The 21643-nt window shown below is 46.8% G+C and carries 17 protein-coding genes; 10 read left to right on the forward strand and 7 right to left on the reverse strand.

The genetic code is table 11. The features are described from left to right. Positions 1-53 precede the first annotated feature (53 nt). The 5 genes from AB0L18_RS08220 to AB0L18_RS08240 are packed head-to-tail and all read right to left on the reverse strand — an operon-like array spanning position 54 to position 4698. Positions 54-818, reverse strand: a complete 765-nt coding sequence (locus AB0L18_RS08220) for a tetratricopeptide repeat protein (RefSeq protein ID WP_367392108.1) — start codon at positions 816-818, stop codon at positions 54-56. Continuing rightward, the gene (locus AB0L18_RS08225) at positions 815-1855 is read right to left on the reverse strand and encodes a VWA domain-containing protein (protein WP_367392109.1); all 1041 of its coding nucleotides are present in this window, start codon (positions 1853-1855) and stop codon (positions 815-817) included. Before AB0L18_RS08225 ends, AB0L18_RS08220 begins: the two co-directional genes overlap by 4 nt. Before the next feature lie 13 nt (positions 1856-1868). Beyond that, positions 1869-2876, reverse strand: a complete 1008-nt coding sequence (locus AB0L18_RS08230; RefSeq protein ID WP_367392110.1) for a VWA domain-containing protein — start codon at positions 2874-2876, stop codon at positions 1869-1871. Next, entirely contained in the window at positions 2873-3832 is a 960-nt protein-coding gene (locus AB0L18_RS08235) for a hypothetical protein (RefSeq protein ID WP_367392111.1), read from the reverse strand. Before AB0L18_RS08235 ends, AB0L18_RS08230 begins: the two co-directional genes overlap by 4 nt. Beyond that, positions 3832-4698 (reverse strand): DUF58 domain-containing protein, encoded by an 867-nt coding sequence (locus tag AB0L18_RS08240; protein ID WP_367392112.1) that lies wholly within the window; start codon positions 4696-4698, stop codon positions 3832-3834. The genes AB0L18_RS08235 and AB0L18_RS08240 overlap by 1 nt, the downstream gene beginning before the upstream one ends. A 109-nt stretch (positions 4699-4807) precedes the next feature. Between AB0L18_RS08240 and AB0L18_RS08245 the strand changes: the two genes are divergently transcribed. Then, positions 4808-4993 (forward strand): hypothetical protein, encoded by a 186-nt coding sequence (locus tag AB0L18_RS08245; RefSeq protein ID WP_367392113.1) that lies wholly within the window; start codon positions 4808-4810, stop codon positions 4991-4993. 128 nt (positions 4994-5121) lie between these two features. On the opposite strand, the gene AB0L18_RS08250 is transcribed toward AB0L18_RS08245, so the two are convergent. Beyond that, the gene (locus tag AB0L18_RS08250) at positions 5122-6117 is read right to left on the reverse strand and encodes an AAA family ATPase (RefSeq protein ID WP_367392114.1); all 996 of its coding nucleotides are present in this window, start codon (positions 6115-6117) and stop codon (positions 5122-5124) included. A gap of 173 nt (positions 6118-6290) precedes the next feature. Here AB0L18_RS08250 and AB0L18_RS08255 point away from each other — a divergent pair, with 173 nt between their 5' ends. The 9 genes from AB0L18_RS08255 (at position 6291) to AB0L18_RS08295 (ending at position 18698) form a co-directional block, all read left to right on the forward strand. After that, the gene (locus tag AB0L18_RS08255) at positions 6291-6956 is read left to right on the forward strand and encodes a hypothetical protein (RefSeq protein ID WP_367392115.1); all 666 of its coding nucleotides are present in this window, start codon (positions 6291-6293) and stop codon (positions 6954-6956) included. 135 nt (positions 6957-7091) lie between these two features. Further along, a complete protein-coding gene (locus AB0L18_RS08260; protein ID WP_367392116.1) occupies positions 7092-7679 on the forward strand; it encodes a type IV toxin-antitoxin system AbiEi family antitoxin domain-containing protein in 588 nt (195 codons plus the stop codon). Next, a complete protein-coding gene (locus AB0L18_RS08265) occupies positions 7676-8530 on the forward strand; it encodes a nucleotidyl transferase AbiEii/AbiGii toxin family protein (protein WP_367392117.1) in 855 nt (284 codons plus the stop codon). The genes AB0L18_RS08260 and AB0L18_RS08265 overlap by 4 nt, the downstream gene beginning before the upstream one ends. Positions 8531-8844: 314 nt before the next feature. Next, positions 8845-11571 (forward strand): M60 family peptidase N-terminal accessory domain-containing protein, encoded by a 2727-nt coding sequence (locus AB0L18_RS08270; RefSeq protein ID WP_367392118.1) that lies wholly within the window; start codon positions 8845-8847, stop codon positions 11569-11571. Between the two features lie 298 nt (positions 11572-11869). Continuing rightward, positions 11870-13627: a serine hydrolase gene (locus AB0L18_RS08275; RefSeq protein ID WP_367392119.1), complete on the forward strand. Its 1758-nt coding sequence runs from the start codon at positions 11870-11872 to the stop codon at positions 13625-13627. A gap of 275 nt (positions 13628-13902) precedes the next feature. Beyond that, entirely contained in the window at positions 13903-14883 is a 981-nt protein-coding gene (locus AB0L18_RS08280; protein WP_367392120.1) for an SDR family NAD(P)-dependent oxidoreductase, read from the forward strand. Positions 14884-15218: 335 nt separating this feature from the next. After that, positions 15219-16037, forward strand: coding sequence for a DUF2306 domain-containing protein (locus tag AB0L18_RS08285; RefSeq protein WP_367392121.1), 819 nt, complete (start codon positions 15219-15221; stop codon positions 16035-16037). Positions 16038-16098: 61 nt separating this feature from the next. After that, positions 16099-17175 (forward strand): outer membrane beta-barrel protein, encoded by a 1077-nt coding sequence (locus AB0L18_RS08290; protein ID WP_367392122.1) that lies wholly within the window; start codon positions 16099-16101, stop codon positions 17173-17175. Positions 17176-17294: 119 nt separating this feature from the next. Next, positions 17295-18698, forward strand: coding sequence for a S41 family peptidase (locus AB0L18_RS08295; protein WP_367392123.1), 1404 nt, complete (start codon positions 17295-17297; stop codon positions 18696-18698). A 47-nt stretch (positions 18699-18745) separates the two neighbouring features. On the opposite strand, the gene uvrA is transcribed toward AB0L18_RS08295, so the two are convergent. Then, positions 18746-21640 carry an excinuclease ABC subunit UvrA gene (gene uvrA, locus AB0L18_RS08300; protein WP_367392124.1) on the reverse strand — a complete coding sequence of 965 codons (2895 nt, stop codon included), beginning with the start codon at positions 21638-21640 and terminating at the stop codon, positions 18746-18748. Positions 21641-21643: the final 3 nt, after the last annotated feature.

Genomic DNA, 21643 nt, shown 5'->3' on the forward strand with positions numbered 1-21643 from the left:
GAGGACGCGGAGCAGCCCGAGTACCCTCTACGGACTTTTGTCGAAAGTCCCGCTTACCATTTCTTATCCGAGTTGCAGGATCGCCCCTGAACGCGTTGCATTTTTTCCATGGTTTTCTTTTCATCTTCTTCCGCAAATTGTAATTGCCTTTCCGCTTCTTCGCGGGTCATGGGTTTTGCTTCTTGAGGTTCAGTCGATTGCTGCTCCTGGTTTTCTTGTTGCTCTTGCTCCTGTTGATTTTGTTGCTGCTGGTTTTGCTCTTGGTCTTGATTTTGTTGTTGCTGCTGTTGTTGATCTTCTCCTTCCTGTTGTTGCTGATCTTGCTGTTGTTGGTCTTCGTTTTCGTCGCTGGGGTCGGATTCTTCTTGCTGCTGTTGCTGCTGCTGTTCTTGCAGCTGTTGTTGCTGCATGGCTTTAGCTAGATTAAATTTTGTTTCCAGGTCGTTGGGTTGGCGGCGCAGTGCATTTTTGTAGGCTTCGGCGGCTTTGTCAAATTCCCCTTGTTGATAGTAGGTATTGCCCAGGTTGTGGTAAGCGTAAGCTTGTTCATTGGCATTGGCGGCCAGGCGTGCCGCTTCTTCAAATCGGCGCGCTGCCTCTTCGTAGTCGCCTTGCTGGTAGGCTGCATTGCCCAGGTTGTAATTTCCCTGCGCACTGTTCTTCTCGGAAATTGCTGCGCGGTAGCTTTCGGCAGCTTTGTCGTAGGTGCCGTCTTGGTAGGCGCGGTCGCCTTCCCTTAGTTTTCGGTGCCCATCCTGAGCGTGTAAACTCATGGTTCCGAAAGTGATCATCAAAAAGAACAACCATTTTAATTTCATAACTCAGCTGTTTTTTTCAAGCGGTTTGATTTTCTCAGGCTGCTGGTTCGGTAAGACAATAGAAACTCAATGAGTAGGAACAAGAAGGCTATCCCAATGAATATTTGAAAATAACTTTCGTAATCGGTAAACACCCGCTGTTCGTATTCTCTTTTCTCGATGGTATCAATACGTTCTTGAAGAATATCAGCCAGCCCTTCCGCATTTTTTTCCAAATTGAAGTAAGCACCGCCACCTGCGCGGGCCACTTCTTCCAAGGTGGCGGGATCTAGCCGAGAACGAACCGGATTGCCGGTATCATCGCGAAGATATTCCGCTCTGCCACGGATATCTACCGGAATAAAACCACCCTCTGTACTTCCCACGCCAACGGTATAGACGAGGGTCCCTGTTTCGTAAACGGCTTGGGCGCGTTCTACTCCGCGTCCGTCGTGGTCTTCACCATCAGTGATGATAATGATGGCTTTGTGGCGTTCGTTTTCCGGATCAAAGGAGCGTTCCGCCAGATCGATAGCAGCGCTGATAGCCGTACCTTGTTCTCCGGCCTGATCGGGAGAAGCCGTTGTCAAAGCCAGTTTCGCAAAGTAATAATCACTGGTAAGGGGTGCCACGGGGAAGGCATTGCAGGCAAAAAGAATGACACCGATATTGTTGCTCGCTAATTTATCCACCAATTGCTGACCAAAACGTTTAGCGCGCTCGATACGGCTGGGCGACACATCTTCGGTGAGCATACTTTGAGAAATGTCCAAAGCGATGAATAAATCAATTCCTTTGCGCTGGACGGGCTGCCGTTTTCCTCCCCATTGCGGATTGGCCAGGCCAATGATCAGAAAGAAAAAGGCGGTCACCAACAAGCCAAATTTTACCAAATGCTTATAGCGGCTAAGGCCCGGGGCCAGTCGACTAACAACTTCTTGCCCACCAAAACGCTCGAGTGCTTGCTTGCGCAAACGCCAGGCCAAAAAGAAGAAACCTACCAGCACTGGCAGCAAACCCAAAGCCCACAAATAATAGCTATGTTCGAATTTAAACATTTTTTTACTGTTTCTAAGGAATCGACCGCAGCACGGTATATCGCATGATCATTTCCAATAAAAGGCAAAAGGCAGCAAACAGGGCAAACCACCGGAATTGCTCTTGATAACGCTTGATGACCGTTGTTTCTATTTCCGTTTTTTCCATCTGATCAATCAAGTCATAGATTTCCTGAAGCTCCGTTTGGTTGGTCGCCCGGAAGTAGCGCCCGTCGGTTTTTTGGGCAATCTGCTGTAACAAGGCCTCGTCGATTTCCACCCGAGCAATATCATAACGGTAACGACCAAAGCGGTCTTTACTTACGGGAGTAACGGCTTCGCCCTCGGAACCCACACCGATGGTATACACCCTGATCCCAAATTCTTTGGCAATATCAGCCGCCATATCTGGAGGGAGATAGCCCGCATTGTTGACCCCGTCAGTGAGGAGAATAATTATTTTACTAGCCGTTTTACTTTCTTTGACTCGATTGATGGCCGTGGCTAAGCCCTGCCCGATGGCGGTACCATCTTCTAGTGCTCCACAAGCAAGTGCTCCAATGAAGGTGCGGACAATATCATGGTCCGTTGTCAGTGGACATTGCGTGAAAGCCTCCCCCGCGAAAGCAACGATACTGATACGGTCGAAGGGGCGCTTCTCTACAAAATCGATGGCTACCTGCTTGCTTGCTTCCAGACGATTGGGCTTGAAATCCTGGGCGAGCATACTACTCGACAAGTCCATCGCCAGTACAATGTCAATACCTTCAGCCGTGATTTTTTCCTCCTGCAGGGTAAGCTGCGGACGGGCGAGTGCAACCACCAGAGACACCAATGCGATACCCCGCAACCAAGGCAGTAAAGCACGCAAGCGCGTACGCCAGGAGGTGAGGTGCTCCACCGCCGCCAGCGTTGGCATTCTCAACTGTGGATACCTCTTTTGGCGCTGGCGTTTACGCCACCATACCACTGCCGGAATAAGGAGTAGCAATAAAAATGCCCAAGGCTGGGCAAAAGTTATATTTTGCCAGGCGTTTATCATTCCTCTTCTTCGTTTACGTCTGCTAGTGGTTCGTTAGCTGGTGGGGTATATTTAGTCGTTGTCACAAAGGTGCGAACCTGGTTCAGTGATTGAACATGAACAGCTTCCGCAGGGGTCGCTTTGGCAAATTTCACCAGATCGGCGGTCTCCAAAACAGCACGGAGGCTGCCTTTTTCATCGAGCTTCAATCGTTGTAGGTCTTTAATGATTTCCGGACTGGTAGCTTCCAAGGCTTGCAGGTCGTAACGGTTTTCCAGGTATTCCCGGAGGATGTACGTCAGGTCTGATTGAAAGCCTTTGCTATCGCCCGTTTTCCAGGCGGCAGCAGCTTCCAGTTGGTCCAGCTTTTCGAGGGCGATGATGTGTGCGGGTATTGGCGGCGGTAGGGGTGCCGGAGGCATTGCTTTTCGTTTGCGCACAGCACTTGCTCGCCAAATCACACCAATAATGACCACAATGACCAGTAGCGCCAACACAATAGGAAGGAAATCCACCAGCTTGATCGGTTCCTTGATAATGTCTTTGTTGGCCATGATGTCGGCGTCTTCTTGCACCGGGATGGTGGCCACCGTGAGGCCCAGGTTGCTCGAGCGGGCAGTATCCTGAATACCATTGAGTTCGTAAATAACTTCCAAAGATGGTAAACGGTGGTAACCGGAATCAAAAGTTGTGAAAACCAGTCGTTGTTGGAGCAATAGCTCCGGGCTTGTCGTGATGGTGTTGAGGTTGCCCAAATCCAGGAGTTCCACTTTTCCGGCATCGGCCCATTTGCCGTAGTTGACATTTTTGATGGTGGTGTTGGTTGGAGCCGCGATGTTGATGGTCAGCCCGAGGTGGTCACCAATAAAAATGACCGTACTGTCAAGATCCATGCTGACATTCACCTGCCCGAAAGCACTACCGCCCAGGAGTAGCATACAGAAAATACCAATGAGATGAGGAATACCGCGTTTCATTATGATCGTCTTTGAAAAAATTGGTGGAGGGCTGTTATGTAAGAGTCGGTCGTTTCGATACTGATGGTATCAGCACCACTACGGAGGAATTGGTTGCGGAAGTAATTGTAATTGTTATCAAACCATTCCCGATAATTCTTTTGTACCTGCTTATCAGCGGTGTCTATCCAGCGCAGCATACCTGTCTCAGCATCCTCGGCGCGGATGAGCCCCACATTGGGCAACTCCTTCTCGCGCGGGTCGTACAGGTGCACCCCTACCAGATCGTGGCGGCGGGCTACAATCCGCAACGAGGCTTCGTAATTTTGCGTCATGAAGTCGGAAAGAACAAAGCAGATACTCCGCTTTTTGACCACATTGTTGTAGTACTGCAATGCCATACCAATGTCGGTGCCTTTGCCTTCGGGCTCAATATCAAGTAGCTCACGGATAATGCGCAGGATGTGTTTTTTACCTTTTTTAGGCGGCACAAATTTCTCTATCCGGTCCGAAAAAAAGATCACGCCGACCTTGTCGTTGTTGTTGATGGCTGAAAAAGCAAGCACCGCACAAATTTCGGTGATGTACTCGTTTTTCATCTGCGGGGTAGTGCCAAAATAAGAAGAACGACTGATGTCGATCAGCAGCATGACGGTGAGTTCGCGCTCCTCTTCAAATACCTTGATGTAAGGTTCACCGGTACGGGCGGTTACGTTCCAGTCTATATTACGCACATCGTCTCCATACTGGTAGTTTCTCACTTCACTGAATGACATACCCCTACCCTTGAAAGCACTGTGATACTCTCCCGAAAATAGATGCCTGCTCAAGCCTTTGCACTTGATCTCTATTTTACGAACCTTCTTGAGTAATTCACTCGTTTCCATACCGTTTCGTTCATTTTTTAGTACAAGCATTTATACTATATCTGGCGCCTAACGAACATCTTTGTGTATATTGTCATTTCAATGACATTAATCAAAAACCAACTTTCTAATGGCCACTAACAAATTTTCCCCCAGCGCCCCTACTTTCCCTGTATGGGTAATCGGGATTGTCCTTGGTGTTTTAGCGATCCTTTCCACGCTTATCCCCATTCCTAGCATTGCTGCTTATAGCCATGAGATGCTAGTGGGCGGGTTTGTATTATTGGCACTCGGTACGTCCTTAAAGGGCTTATAAAACCCAAAACAGCAACTGGGAGGTTGGACAATAATATTTTCCGACTTCCCCTTCACCACTTCCCACCTTGCACTTAATACTTCCGACTTCCCACCTCCGACTTCCGACCTCTAATTTCCGCCTTCCTCTTAAGGCACTTCCACCGCGTTCAAAATCTTATGAATAATATCCTCCTGGCTGATATTCTCCGCTTCCGCTTCATAAGTAAGCCCGATACGGTGACGCAATACATCCTCACAAACGGCCCGCACATCCTCCGGAATTACAAAGCCACGGCGTTGTAAAAAGGCGTAAGCTTTGGCTGCCAGGGCCAGGTTGATCGACGCCCGCGGCGAACCACCAAAACTAAGTAGAGGCTTCAAGGAAGCCATACCGTAGTTCTCGGGGTTGCGGGTAGCAAAAACGATATCGATGATGTAGCGTTCGATCTTTTCGTCCATATAAACCTTCCGGACAGACTCACGTGCTTTGAGAATCTCCGCCGTAGTGGTGACAGGATTGACTTTTCCGAAATCAAGATCGTACAAGTTGCGGCGCATGATCTCGCGTTCGTCTTCTTTGTTGGGATAAGAAATTTTCACCTTCAGCATAAAGCGATCCACCTGTGCTTCTGGCAGCGGGTAGGTACCCTCTTGCTCTATGGGGTTTTGGGTAGCCAATACGAGGAAGGGCTCTTCCAATTTGAACGTCTCGTTGCCGATGGTGACCTGGCGCTCCTGCATGGCTTCCAGCAGTGCACTCTGTACTTTGGCGGGTGCCCTGTTGATCTCATCCGCGAGGACGAAGTTGGCAAAGACGGGGCCTTTTCTCACCGAGAAGTCGTTTTTGCTAGGATTGTAGATCATGGTACCCACAATATCTGCGGGAAGCAAATCCGGTGTAAACTGGATACGGCTAAATTGCCCCTGAAGTACCTGTGATAATGTTTTGATCGCAAGTGTCTTGGCCAAGCCAGGCAAACCCTCAAGTAGTACGTGTCCGCGAGTAAGCAAGCCAAGCAGCAGGCGGTTGATCATGTGATCCTGCCCTACGATGACTTTACTGGTTTCCGTTTGGATTCTTTCGATGATCGCACTGTCGGCGTAAATCTGTTGGTTAAGCGCTTCGATGTCTACCGATTGCATACGTGGTTTCAATTTATTTTCTGGGTATAGAAAGTCTTCTACACTATATAATATTTCATAAAAAGCAAAAAGGATTACAAAAATGGCTAATTTTTGCCACATTTAAAGGCAATGGAGGGGATTGTGCTGGACAAGCCTCTATTTTTGCAGCAAGTTCACCAAAATAATCTTTAATGAAGTATTTCTTGACACTGGGTTTGATGCTTTCACTCGTTTGCCAGGGATTTTCGCAAGACCGGCAAGCCGAAAAGAGGGCCCAAGCGGAATTGGCCGAGCAAGTGGCTTATACCTTACAGACGGACGGACTCATCGTGCAAATACCCACCAATGCGCGTAAAATAGAAGCCATGCAAGAGGTACTGAACAATGGAGATTTAACTGCGCAAAACTACAGCCGCCTCGCAGATCGCCTGGCAACGACCATCGAAGAAACCCGGCAGCAAGCCAAACTTATCATCGAGGCATTTGCCAACGGCTACGCCATCGGACCCGTCTATTTTATTCCTGATACCTCTTTGGTGCAGCTAAAAGAAGAACATACTTCGGGATACTTTTATGACAAGGAACTCAACATCGACCCAAGCATCACGCTCCCCGATGATTTCGTCCTGCTAAGAATGGGTTATGTCAATGCTGCTACTGGCTCCGGTGCCGAAGCCATGATGCTTACGCGTAGCGATTTGTCTCCGCTGCAGCCCCCCTTCCCAGATGCCGTCACTTTCAATAATGTCGGCTATCTCTTCAATAAACTGCTGGCCCCTGATATTGCTGAGCGCAAGCGACTGGAAGCAGCGGTGAATACACTGGTGCGGAAATTGAGGGTGGCGATTGGGGGGTAGTGGGTTGGTTGGAATTGGGTTGCGTATAAATGGAGCCCAATTCCCTTTCCCTCCGAAAAGAAAATATCATCAAAAAGAATAGACAAGGGAAGTTTTTACTAACTTTAGGTTATTGATGCTAAAAACCTATTTTAAGTGAATGTCTCTTTGATTCAAAACTGGTTTAAAGAAAATCACGGAGTGATGACTTCGAAGGAACTGATAGAGTTAGGAGTTACCTATTATTCTATTAGGCATTTATTAGCGGAAGGAATAATAAGTAAGATTAAAAGAGGAGTCTATTTACTTAATGATACAAGTGAGGATGAAAATGGACTTATTGTAAAGCTACTTCCTAAAGGAGTATACTGTTTGCAGTCAGCGGCCTCCATTTATAATTATACTACAAGTGTTCCATTGAGGTATCATATAGCTGTACATAATAAAGCTAATCATAATTTACCTGATCATCCACCCATAAAATTATACTATTGGAAAGACTCCCAGTATGAATTGGGTATAGAAGAAAAAGAAATTAATGGAGTCAATATAAAAATATATGATCGAGAAAAAACGGTGTGTGATTATTTCAAATTCAGGAATAAATTAGAGTTTACCTCGGTGAAAGAAGTGTTGAATTCTTATCTAAGAGACACTAATCGAGATATAGTACGATTAAAGAAATATTCCAGGGTACTAAAGATTGACAAAGTATTAGATCACTATTTAGAAGTACTGATATGAATATAGAGTCTATCGTATCGAAGCTCAAAAAATATTCTAAAGAGCATAAAAAGATACATCAATACACGATAATTAGATTTTTTCAAGAACGATTTTTATACCGTTTATCTCAATCCAGATATAAGGATTTCTTTTTACTGAAAGGAGGAGCATTAGTATATGTGTTTGGAGCAGAGGAAAGCCGATATACCAAAGATATTGATCTTTTATTAACGAAATTAGAGTCGGAACACGAAAATTTACTGAAAATATTTAAAGAGATAAGTCAAATTCAGTCAGATGATGGAATTATCTTTGATACTGACCAAATTATTATTGAGACGATCCAAAAAGAAGGTCAATATACAGGTACAAGAATTAGACTTGGTGGTAAATTAGGAAATATCAAACAACAACTTCAAATTGATATAGGAGTAGGAGATTATGTCACACCTGGGCCACAAGAGATAGTATATCCAACATTAATATCAGGGTTTGAAGAACCCATATTAAATGCTTATTCGAAGGAGACATTAATCGCTGAAAAATTTGAAGCCATGATATCATTGGGAGAATACAACTCCCGAATGAAAGACTTTTATGATGTTTATCAATTTGTAGAGACAAGCGATTTATCAATTTTGTTTGACGCAATAAAAAATACGTTTATTAGACGAAAAGCTACTGTGGTAGTAGAGCATCCTGTATTTATGAAAGAATTCTATGAAAATGATAAACGGAAGAATCAATGGAGCATTTTTATTAAAAAGAATGAGCTAAACAACATTGATTTCGATCAGGTACTTGAAAAAATGACTATTTTTCTAAAGCCGATCTATGATAAATTATATTTGGAGATTGGAAAAAAATAAAACGGGAACTGGGCACAACAATGGCGCAGCAGCGTCAAGCCTTCCTTCATCAGACCTGCGCCTGCGCCTTAACGCTAGAGCCAAAGAGAACACCAAACAAGCTCTAAATCACTAAAAATGAGTTCATAAAGATAAACTTACAGTTATCTTTAACCGCTGGTACTCCCCAGCGTTTCCCCTGTCGGTATGGGGACTGTAGCGGTTGTTGAAGCCCGACAAACAAACAGAGGCTTTCAAAAGCCCATGATGTCGCACCACCTTGCCACACCTCGGAAAACACTCAGCATTAGAAAAATTCCACACAAAAAAGCAGCATGAAAAACACCCTACTCATTTCTTTACTCCTCCTTTCTACCCATTTAGCTTTTGCCCAGTGCGGAGCAGACGAGGTGGAGATCAAGGTCGAAATTGCAACCGATAATTGGGGCTACGAGACCTCCTGGACGCTTAAAGACCTTGCGGGTACCATCCTTCTGCAAGGAGGACAGGATGGGGCTTACGACAACAATACTACCTATGCAGACAGTACCTGCGTGGCTGCTGATGGTTGCTTTTTCTTCGAAATCTACGATACGTATGGCGATGGCATTTATGCGCCTAACGGTTATGTGCTGTATGTGGACGAGATGCTGGTTTCGAGCGGGGCCAATGACATTGGGGCTTATGCTAGCGCAACGGCTTATTGTCCTGATATATGCACTTATACCTGGAATGCGCTCAATGATCTACAAGGACACATTAATGGAGCGAGCCCTCTTACCATCCAGGAACTGAACCTGATCTACAACATCTTCAATGAATTTCCCGAATGTCTGGCAGAAAGCGAGCCGATGATCTTGCTGGGTAAAAGTGTAGTAGAAGATTATGATCAAGAAGTTGGAGCGCTGTTTACGACCCCTCCTACGATAGCAGGATTCACTAAAACCCTCGGCAATAATGCTGCTGTAGAGTTGGCGCGCGCCATGGTAGCGCTAGAGCAGGGGATATTCGATCATGTTTTTACGCCTGATGTCTACGCGGAGTTTCCCCAATACATCACTCAATGGCCATTCAATTCCTGTGAGAGCTTTCCCGGATATGTGGCCCCTCCGGCCGATCCATCGGTCAGCCATTCCATGATGGTGCTCGCCGATTTTGCCGACCCCGATGGCATGAATCCTTACTACGGCATTAGCGGAAGTGGATTATGGCATGCCCTACGCCCCACCGGTATGTATTTGGCCCCTGGTACTGTCGCCAAAGTTGATGTTCCGGAGAGTCTGGTTGGTCAGGATTATTATGTTCAAGTTGGATCTCATGACTGGGATTTAAGCAACAGGCCCTTTTTTAAACGACTAGATAGAATCGCAAAAAGATTCTTGATTGATGCTACTACCATAGAAGTATTCAACCCACTTGGAGGCGCTATCTCCATTCTTGTGCCCTACGAAGCTGACGAAGGAATCGTAGAGGTGACCGTGACCAATGCTGTAGAAGCTCCCTTCTTCTCGTTGAAATCTTTCTACGAAAGTACCGATGTGAATGCGGAATTGGACAAACCTGGCCCCTGGGCAGTATTCGAGTCTGACAATGTGATGTACACCATTCCAAAGCATTCCATTGTCCCTGGTCAATATGACCTCATTCAGACGCTGCAAGACTGGGAAACGGCCCTCAGAGGCGTCAATTCCATTATGGCAAGACAGATCATTCCCGACAAACACAACCTGTACATGATCGCGGATGTAACGATCAGAGGTGGTGCCTATTTCCCAGGTTACCCCATGTCCAACACGCCACTTGATTATTTGAATGTACCGGGTCCCGCCTATTTTATTGATGGGCCAGGACCGAATGACGAGACGAACTTCCATGAACTTGGGCATCAACTAGCGATGTCTAAGTTTCCGGGAGAGGTAGAAGCCCTCGTGAACTTCCCTTACATCATGGCCATGAATTATGGTCTGGGTGTAGACTTGAATGAGGCGGTGAATTATAGCTTTGTTCCCAATACATTTGACATCGATAAGACCGCCACCCATAGAATGGTGTCTAATACCTTTGGTTCAGAAAGAATTATTGCCAACGCTACCACCAACGAAGTACGTTACCAGCACAGAGGTTACGGACACTATTTTGAAATCGTCAATATGCTGGGCTGGTGTCCACTCAGAAACTTCTGGAAACAGGAATCCATCGACTTTGAAAACGGCATCGATTACGGCATCAACGATCAGGACATTGATGGCCGGATCATCAGAATGTCCGTTGCTGCGCAAGCCGATCTGCGTCCCTTGTTCCATGTCTTTGGGATTCTGCCCCAAGATTCGATGGCGATGCAAGACACCTTGAACCAGCTGGGTATCGAACCGTCCCTAATCGTCTACAATCGACTTCAAGCATACTTCGACCTGATTCCGGAAAACAATGCCGCATTCGTCGATTATGCCCTCTCCGTTTATCCGAATCTGTACACGAGTGGTCCTAACGAAAATCCTGATTACGGGGTGGGATGGCATTACCTCAAGTCACTTAGCTACGACGCTGCCGAGGCTCAGCAAAGAACCGATATCCTTCAGGGGATTATTGATCGGTATTATCCGAATGGAGCACCCGCGGATACTGGAACCCCAGACCTCTGCTGCTTACTGAATGCCGTGGATGTCGATATGGTGAATGAAGAAGTGATCGTCACTGGAGGAGTTGAGCCGTATGAGGTCTTTATCGACACCCTGGGTAACACGCAAACCGTTACGGTGATCGATTTCGACAACTGCGTAGCTACAGCGGAATACACCATAACCAGTGTAACAGCGCCAGCGCAAAGAGAAGTTCGGATTTTTCCGAACCCATCAAGCGGTGAGGTACAGATCGATTTTGGCTCCGTTCAAGAACAAGTCGTTATTTCCCTGTTTGACCTAACGGGCAGATTGATCCAAACGCAACGGGTGATAACGACCGAATTGCTTAACTATAGGCTTCCTGAAGCTAAGGGCGTTTATCTCTTCAAGATTACGTTTTCAGATGGAGGGTATCGTTCAATGATGGTGATAAAAGAATAAAAAAATACAGTTGGTAGATGAAAGACGGAGGCTTGTCAAATTTGTAGCTGGGGCAAAAAAATCACTTGTACTTTCGCTCAAATTATTTAAAAATCTAAGGGGTCGGCGAAAAATAAGTTCCCCATTTCAGACTAGAGATTTTGGTGCTGAACGAGGCGCGAAGACCCTGCCTACCTGGCGTACGGCAGGCAGGCGCGCATAGCCAAAGCTACGCAAGGGATGAGCAACGAAGTTCAGTGCCAAAAGATCAGCATTAAAGGGAGGAAGTTATTTTTCGCCGACCCCTAAAGCCACCGTCATGAAATTTTACCAAAGAAAAATGTTCAAATCCACGTTTATCGGAATGATGGTATTCATCACTTCGATAACCATTGGCTTCAGTCAATCAAAAACGGAGCAGCTTGATCAACTATTGAACTTATACCACGAATATGGCCAATTCAACGGCTCCGTTTTAGTAGCAGAACAAGGAGAAGTCATTTATAAAAAAGGCTTCGGGATGGCAAATATGGAATGGGATATTCCGAATCAACCCAATACCAAGCATCGATTAGGCTCGATCACCAAGCAGTTTACGGCCATGCTTATCTTGCAGCTCGTGGCCGATGGTGCCGTAGATTTAGAAGCGCCGATTTCGAGCTACCTTCCTGATTATCCAAAAGAGACGGGGGATCAAATAACCATCCACCATTTATTAACCCACACCTCGGGCATACCGAATTACACCTCGTTTCCGAATTTCTTTAAGGAGCAAAGCCGCAATCCCTACACCCCGGATGAGTTTGTGGAAGTATTTGCTCATAAAAAGCTAGACTTCACTCCTGGTGAAAGATTCAGCTATAGCAATTCAGGTTATTTCCTGCTTGGGGTGATTGCTGAAAAATTGACGGGAAAGACTTACGAACAATTGCTTCACGATAAAATTTTTACGCCCGTAGGAATGCACGATACGGGTTATGATAATCACGAAGATATCGTGAAAAACAGAGCGGCTGGCTACGAAAAGGATGGACTTAACTACGTTAATGCTAGTTACTTAGATATGTCCATCCCTTATGCTGCAGGATCAATGTATTCTACGGTCGAGGATTTATACCTGTGGGATCAAGCACTGTATACCAATAAATTACTACCGCAAGCATTGATGGATTTGTACTTCAAACCCTACGTTCCTGCCTTCGGGGATAGTCATTACGCCTATGGCTGGGGAGTAGGCAAGGGAAGGATTGGCAACACGGAGGACAGTGTTGAGGCCATCTCTCATGGGGGCGGTATCAATGGTTTCAATACGAACATATCGCGCGTAATCTCCGACAAGTCTTTAGTGGTGCTTTTGAACAATACTGGCGGTGCCCCTTTAAACGAAATCACCAGCGCAATTAGAGGGATATTGTACAATAAGACCTACGATTTTCCTAAGAAATCGGTTGCCCATGAGGTACTGGGGCTTATACAAGAAAAAGGAATAAAGGCAGGAATTGCCCATTTTCATGCGATAAAAGACCAGGAAACCTACAATTTGAGCGAGGATGAGATAAACGGAATCGGCTATCAACTTATGGCTGAGGGGAAATCGGAGGAAGCCCTGCAGGTTTTCAAATTGAATGTAGACGAATTTCCGCAAAGCTTCAATGTCTATGACAGTTATGCTGAAGCGCTAATGAATTTAGGGCAAAAGGATGCTGCCATAGAAAATTATCGAAAATCTGTAGAAATGAATCCAGCCAATCAAAACGGCATAGATATGCTGGAAAAACTGGGCGTGGATATCAGTGACCTCGTAAAGGAAGTCATCGTACCGGATGATCTTCTCGAGCGTTACGTAGGCAACTATGAGTTGGCACCAGGTTTTATCCTAAGCATTACCAAAGAAGGCAGCCAATTGAAAGCACAAGCAACCGGACAACCTACGGTTGATATTTACCCTAAATCAAATACGGTCTTTTATCTAAAAGTAGTGCCTGCCCAAATCACGTTTAATACCGCAAAGGATGGGACCGTTGAGAGCTTGACACTCTTGCAGGGAGGTCAGGAAATGACGGGCATGAAAATGTAGGCTGGACTTCAGTCCGGCCAAAATTGTGACGCTTGCTGGTCGGACTGAAGCCCACCTACGTCTTAGCTGGACTTTCGGCAAAAGTCCGTACTGGGAAACGGCTTGCTTCGCGCGCCTATAGTACAGGGTATAGGGATCGGAAAATGCAGAAGAATCAATTCCTAACAAGGGCATAAAAACTTAGACATGTAAACATTTTAGAAAAATTAGAGCGCAAAAGCTCACAAAACTATCTGATACCCTAATCTGTTCCTTCTTCTAAATAGAAAAACAATATGTCAAGTCAAATACCAACCAAGTATCTCGATCAGGTCTTAGAGCATCATACCCAAGACATGACCGGGAAAGTGGTCGCAATCACGGGCACCACCAGCGGCACCGGCTATGTATGTGCCAAAGAAGTAGCCCGAAAAGGAGCCACCGTCATCCTTTTGAACCGCAAAAGTGAACGCGCGGAAAAAGCACTCGATCAACTGAAGACGGAAGTTCCTGAGGGTAAGTTCGACCCGATCGCTTGCGACTTGCAAAGTTTCGAAAGTGTGCGCAATGCGGCGGAGTCAATCAAACGCAAATACCGTATCGTAGATGTGCTGGTCAACAATGCGGGCGTCATGGCACTTCGTGATCAAGCAACACCAGATGGCTATGATGTGCAGATGCAGACCAATGTCCTCTCTCATTTTCTCCTGACGAAAGAATTATTCCCCTTACTTAGATTAAGCGACCAAGGCCGTATCGTGAACCATTCTTCAATGGCACGGTTGGGGCCACCGTTGGCGATTGAATACTTTGAGAAAAAAGGTGGCGACCTCGGAGGCGATGGTACGGAAGAAGAGAATTTTAGTTTCCGGGGCCCAAGATGGATGCGCTATCATCAGACCAAGTTGGCCAATGCCGCCTTTACCTACGGACTCAAAAATAAGTTGGAAGCAGCCAATATTTCCAATGTTCTCTCCCTGTTGGCACATCCTGGTTTGGCGAAAACGGAGCTTGCCACAACGAGCGCCGCAGTTGGAGGAATGGACGCTGACGCCGAATTCATGAACATGGCGCAATCTGCAGAAGATGGTGCTACCGGCATCATCAGGGCCGCGATGGACCCCAAGGCACAATCAGGCGACTTCTACGGCCCCGACGGCCAAGGTTGGAACGGCTTCCCGGAAAAATTGACGCCCGAAGACCTTCTGTTCGATGAGGCAAACATCCAAATCAATTGGGAAGGTTGCGAAAAAGCAGTGGGGGCGTTTGAGATATAAGTCAGTATAGGGACAAAGGCCGCTTTGCGCCCTTTGGTAGAGCGTATAGGGATTCGAGATGATTTAGATTTACTAAACATGCTCGAATCCCTCAGCCATTACGACCACCAAAGTCAGGAAAGTTAAAAGATTACAGAATAGTGGTAAGAAGCATGTTTGATCAGCTAAATTAGCGTGAGGTTTGGTGTTAATCGCTTGATTTTCAAAATCAATACACCATGTTCGACCCAGTCTGGCTGCCAGACTGGGTCGCATGTAATACCTCCAACCTTACGTTAAATTAGCGCTGTTGGAAAAGACGACTAATCGCTTTTTACCCTTATCCCTTTTTACAAATGTCTAGTACTTTTATCTCCAGAACAGATCAAATTTTCCGCCTCGCTACCAAGCTGCTGGTAGGAATCGTATGGCTGAGTGCTACCTTTTTTGGACTCTATATCCTGCTGTTCTATTTCGCCGCCTTGTTGCTCGAAGAAACAAACTTATGGAATAAAGTTCTCCCCGGCTTATTTGACACCTCTACCCGTATGGCGACTTTGGGCATTGGGCTCCACTTCGCGGCGGGTGGGATTATCCTGGTGTTGGGTTGTATCCAATTGATTGAGTCGGTAAGGGTCCGTTACCCGGCGGTGCACCGCTGGCTGGGGCGCTTGTACGTGGTCTCGGCGATGCTTACGGCCATCGGTGGCTTGGTCTTCATCCTGGTCAAGGATACCATTGGAGGGCCGGTGATGAATGTGGCCTTTGCGCTTTACGGTATCCTGATGTTTGGGGCGGCGGTACAGACCATTCGCTACGCTCGGGCGGGCCGCCTGGAGCAACACCGAGCCTGGGCCATTCGCTTGTTTGCACTGGCGATTGGTTCCTGGTTGTACCGAATGGATTATGGCTTTTGGTTTCTTTTTACCGATGGTTTAGGCCATACTTCCGACTTTCACGGGCCTTTTGATTACTTCATGGATTTTTGGTTCTATCTCCCCAATTTATTGGTGGCCGAAATCTTTATTGGTCGCCACGAGGGCTTGCAATCCCAAGGGGTGAAAGTTGGTGCTACCGTCCTGGTTTTTCTTGCCACGGCTTTTCTGGTATTGGCAACTTATTATTTTACGATAAAGCTTTGGGCACCTTCGGTCTTGGAATTATTGGGCGGATAAGTTGTTGTAAATGAATTATATTTGACGTATTTCTAAATTCTCTCTAATAAAAACTTATTTTATGAAGCGTTTTTCTCTATTTCTACTCCTTTCTCTTGCTCTTTGTTTTACTGCTCAGGCCCAGCTCACCAAGGGCACCCGCTTTCTAGGCGCAGCAGGGGCTCGTGGAACAGGCAATGCCGTTTATGGTGGACTGGGGCAGCTTTCCACAAACTTTGGCAACGATATTACCATATTTGGTTTGCGAGTTACTCCAGATTTAGGCTATTTCTTGTCAGATCACGTATTGCTTGGTTCTTCTATTGTTGTCAGTACGACTACAGACTTTGAAGATAGTTTCACCAGCGTTGGTGCTGCTCCATTTGTTCGCTATTACTTCAACCCTGAATCTACCGGGAATACTTACTTCTATGGGCAGGCCCAGGTGGGGTTTATTGCAGCCCTTGACGAATCTGATTTCAAGACTTATCCTTTTGGGCTTCAGGCAGGAGTTACGCACTTTTTGGCACCAGGCATAGGTCTCGATGCCTATCTGCAATTTCGAGACAGTGACCTCTCTACCGACAATGTGAGCTCGCTAGGCATTGGTGCTACCCTTAATATTTATCTCAATGACGAGATGTACAATAATCGTAAATCAGGTACGGCTAGTCTCCAACGCGGTACGCTGATGATCGGAGGCACAGGTTCAGCTAGTTTTGGTTTGGGGGATAACATCAGCAGGGGGATTTCACTAGTGCCCCAATTGTTTTACTTTCTCAATCCTCAATTGGCCATTGGTGGCAGTTTGCAAACCTGGTTCAGTCGAAGTGAGTTCAGTGGATTTCAAATCAACAACACCATTCTGGGTATCAGTCCACAAATGCGCTACTACCTTTCTACAGGAGAGCATTGCATGTGGTTTATCGGTGGTGGTCTGAATATCAATCATAGTCGGGCAAAAAATGACTTCTTTGGGGTTGAGACTTCAATAAGCGATACCAATGTGGGTTTTGGCTTAGGCGGTGGGGTCAATAGTTTCCTTACGCCTAATATAGCACTCGAGATCGGACCAAGCCTCCGCATTAACCCAGCCAACGAAACGGTACAAATCGGTATTGATCTCGGCGTACAATTTTTCTTGAATACGGGTGAGTAAAACTTTCTAACAAGTTCTTACATCATAAACTTGCGACTAGGCATCTTACCCTCTTGGTAGGTAGGGCCTAGCCTTGTCTTATTTTGTAATTTTAATACTCACCAATCATCAGAAATAAAATGAAAATAGTATCCAAACTATCATTACTGCTCGTTGTATGCTTGATCCAGATGAATGTTTCCATTGCCCAAGAGGAAACGATTACGGCGAAATACAAAGAGCAAGCGATCCAGCAACTTGCTCGTTTAATGAATGATTTTTACGTGTTTCCGGAAGTAGCCAAACAAACCGAAGAGCACTTAATGGCCCAATGGCAAGCAGGTCATTTTGATCAGTTTACCGATGACGAATCTTTTGCGGCAGCTTTGACAACCTCAGTGCAAGAGATCAACCACGATAAGCACATGCGGGTCAGGGTCAACCCACCTTATGAAGCCCAACCCAATACCCCCGAAAGAAGGCTCGAAGAGCGTCTGGATTGGATCGAAAGATCCCGCCGGGGAAGCTACGGTTTCAATCGTGTTGAAATTTTGGAAGGCAACGTAGGCTACCTTGATTTAAGAGGTTTTGCCGGCCTGGAAAATGCGCAGGCCAGTGCCGATGCTGCGATGGCCTTAATGGCGAGAACCGATGCTATCATCTTCGATCTGAGTAAAAACGGCGGCGGAAGCCCTCGGATGGTCCAGTACTTGTGCAGTTATTTCTTTGATCAAAAAGTACACTTGAATAGCCTCTACTGGCGAGAAGGAGATCAAACGGAAGAGTTCTGGACCTTGGAAGAAGTGGGCGGTGCAAAAATGCCGGACGTTCCCTTGTTTGTCATTACCAGTGACCGAACATTTTCCGGTGCTGAAGAATTTTCTTACAACATGCAAACCCAGAAAAGAGCAACCTTGGTAGGCCAAACCACTGGCGGTGGCGCTAATCCAGGGGGAACCAGAGTGATTAATGATAATTTGACAGTTTTTATTCCCATGGGCAAAGCCATCAACCCGATTACCAAAACAAACTGGGAAGGTGTGGGCGTCGTTCCGGAAGTAGTAACCACCGTTGAGGAAGCTTTTGCTAAAACACACCAACTCGCACAAACCGCTGCTGAAAACTACCGCGCGGCAACCAAGAAAAAGTATACCCAATTGTTTTCGGACCTGAACAGCAAACTTGATCATTACACCGCCGGGAAATCAGAAGAGGAAATTCTCCAAGGCTTAACCACTTGCGAGGAGGCAGGTTTGTTAGGAGAAGGAGATATCAATATGTTGGGTTACGAATATTTGATGGAGCACAAAAAGCCTCAAATAGCAAAAGCAATTTTTCGTGCAAATACGCTTCTCCATCCCAATTCCGCCAACGTATTTGATAGCTACGCCGAAGCATTGATGATGGAAGGTGATTTGACGGCCTCCCTCGAGAATTACCAAAAGGCGGTTGATATTGCCAGAGAAAACCAGGATAGAGATCTCGAATTTTTTGAAAAGAATTTAGAAAATGTAAGGCGTAAGCTAAGCGAAGGGAAAGAATAATTTTGCTCCGTAGGGGCAGGTTTCAAACCCGCCCCTACGAAGCAAAATTACTGCTCCCCTGCCATCGTCTCCGCCAATTCAATCTTCAGGTGATGCCCCGTGTGGCTTTTTTTGTTTTTGGCAATTTGCTCAGGCGTACCACTGCCCACCAGCGTACCGCCACGGCGACCACCTTCTGGCCCCATGTCAATAATGTGGTCGGCGACCTTGATGACATCGAGGTTGTGCTCAATGACGATCACGGTGTTGCCTTTGTCTACCAGTTTCATTAATACCTTGAGGAGGTAGCGAATGTCTTCAAAGTGGAGGCCGGTGGTAGGTTCATCCAGGATGTAAATGGTATTTCCGGTATCTCGCTTTGAAAGCTCTTCGGCGAGCTTCACCCGCTGTGCTTCTCCACCGGAGAGGGTGGTCGCTTGCTGGCCGAGGGTGATGTAACCCAAGCCTACCTCTTGCAAGGTTTTTAATTTTCGGTAGATTTTGGGAATCGGCTGGAAAAAATCCACGGCTTCTTGTACCGGCATTTCCAGTACATCATTGATGGATTTTCCTTTATAGATAATTTCCAATGTTTCGCGATTGTAGCGCCGCCCGAGGCAGGTTTCGCATTCCACGTAAACATCCGGGAGAAAGTTCATCTCAATGCGTCGCATCCCTGAACCCTGGCAAGTTTCACACCGGCCACCTTTCACGTTGAAGGAGAAACGACCAGCTTTATACCCTCGGATTTTAGCTTCCGGTAGGTTGGCAAACAAGCTACGGATATCCGTGAAGACCCCCGTGTAAGTAGCGGGGTTGGAACGCGGTGTCCGCCCAATTGGTGATTGGTCTATTTCTATAACCTTGTCTACGTGTTCCAGCCCTTTGAAAGATTTGTACGCCAAAGGCGGCTTTAGGCTGCGGTAAAAATGCTGCCGCAGGATCGGGTACAGCGTTTCATTGATCAAAGTAGATTTTCCACTGCCCGACACGCCCGTCACACAGGTAAAAGTACCCAGCGGTATTTTCACACTGACATCCTGGAGATTATTCCCACTGGCCCCTTTCAGTTCCATAAACTTACCAGAGCCTTTGCGGCGTTCTGCGGGGAGTTCAATGTCTTTTTTGCGGCTTAGATAGAGCGCAGTAGTGGTTTTACCAGCGGCAACAATATCGGCTGGAATGCCCTGAGCTACCAGGTCACCACCCAGTCGCCCGGCACCAGGACCCAGATCGATGAGGTAATCAGAGGCCAGCATGATGTCGCGGTCGTGCTCTACCACGAGTACGGTATTGCCAATGTCTGTCAACTCCCGCAGTGCTTCGATCAGGCGTTGGTTATCGCGCTGGTGGAGGCCGATACTGGGCTCGTCCAGAATGTAGGTGATCCCCGTTAGTTGGGAGCCGATTTGTGTTGCCAAACGAATCCGTTGTGCTTCCCCTCCTGAGAGGGTTCGGCCGGGGCGGTCGAGGCTCAAATAATCGAGGCCTACCTGTAGCAAAAAGTCCAGGCGAAACCGGATCTCTTTGATAATATCGCGGGCAATCAGTTTTTGGCGATCGCTCAGGTGCTGGTCCACAGTTTCCATCCATTCGTTGAGGGCTACAAGGTCCAAAACAGCCAGGTCGGAAATGTTCTTTTCATTGATTTTAAAGTGGAGGGCTTCCTTGCGCAGTCGCTGCCCCTCACAAGTAGGGCAGGTGCTGATGGTCATAAAGTCTTCGGCCCAACGGCGGATTTTCTCCGAGGTTGAATTGTCGTACCACCGCTTCAGCATCGGCACAATGCCTTCTTTGGCAAGGTTGTAGGAGAAGTCATGTGTGCTACTGCTATTGATACGAAAACTGTCATCGCCACCTTCCAGAATAGCTTTTAGGGCGTTTGCTGGTATCTCGTCAATAGGTGTAGAAAAGCTGAACTTGTATTTTTTTGCAATGGCCCTCAACTGCTTGAAGGTCATGTTATCTCGCACTTCCCCGAAAGGAGCAATGCCTGCTTCGTTGATACTTTTACTGCGGTCGGGGATGACTTTGTCTTCATCCACCTGGTTTACTACACCCAAGCCTTTGCATTCCTGGCAGTAGCCGTAAGGGGAATTAAAGGAGAAGGTATTAGGCGAGGGTTCTTCGTAAGAAAGGCCACTCTCGGCATCCATCAGGCTCTTACTAAACGCGACGACATTTTCGCCCTCGTGATCAGCGATCATTACCAGGTCGCCACCCATTTTCAGGGCTATTTGCAGGCTGCTCGATAGGCGGTCGCGCCGTTCTTCACTCACCTTTATGCGGTCGATGACCAGCTCTATATCGTGTACTTTGTAGCGATCTACTTGTAGCCCTGGCGTCAGGTCGGTGATCTCTCCATCAATCCGCATCTTGGTGTAACCCTGTTTGCGCATCTGCTCAAAAAGCTCGCGGTAGTGCCCTTTACGGCCACGTACCAGTGGAGAGAGTACCGAAATTTTGCGATCCTGGAAATCAGAAAAAATCTGCTCCATGATTTGCTCCTCGGTGTAGCTCACCATCTTCTTACCCGTCTCGTAGCTGTAAGCTTCGCCGATTCGGGCGTACAAAAGGCGGAGAAAATCGTAAACTTCCGTTACCGTACCCACTGTAGATCGGGGATTGCGGCCCGTCGTTTTTTGCTCAATACTGATCACCGGACTGAGGCCCGTGATTTGCTCTACTTCGGGCCGTTCCATTTCGCCAATAAACTGGCGGGCGTAAGCCGAAAAGGTCTCCATGTAGCGGCGTTGACCTTCGGCATAGATAGTATCAAAGGCCAAGGACGATTTTCCGCTGCCACTGATCCCGGTGATCACCACGAGCTTGTCCCGTGGGATAGCCACGTTGATGTTTTTCAGGTTGTGCTCAGCGGCACCGATTACCTGAATATAATCGTCGTTGAATAAATCTTCTTTGATGTCGATGTCCTCCGTAAGAGGTGATGCTGATTTAGCCATGTA

Origin of the sequence: Lewinella sp. LCG006 (assembly GCF_040784935.1) — a bacterium.
In the GTDB taxonomy this organism is placed as follows: domain Bacteria; phylum Bacteroidota; class Bacteroidia; order Chitinophagales; family Saprospiraceae; genus Lewinella.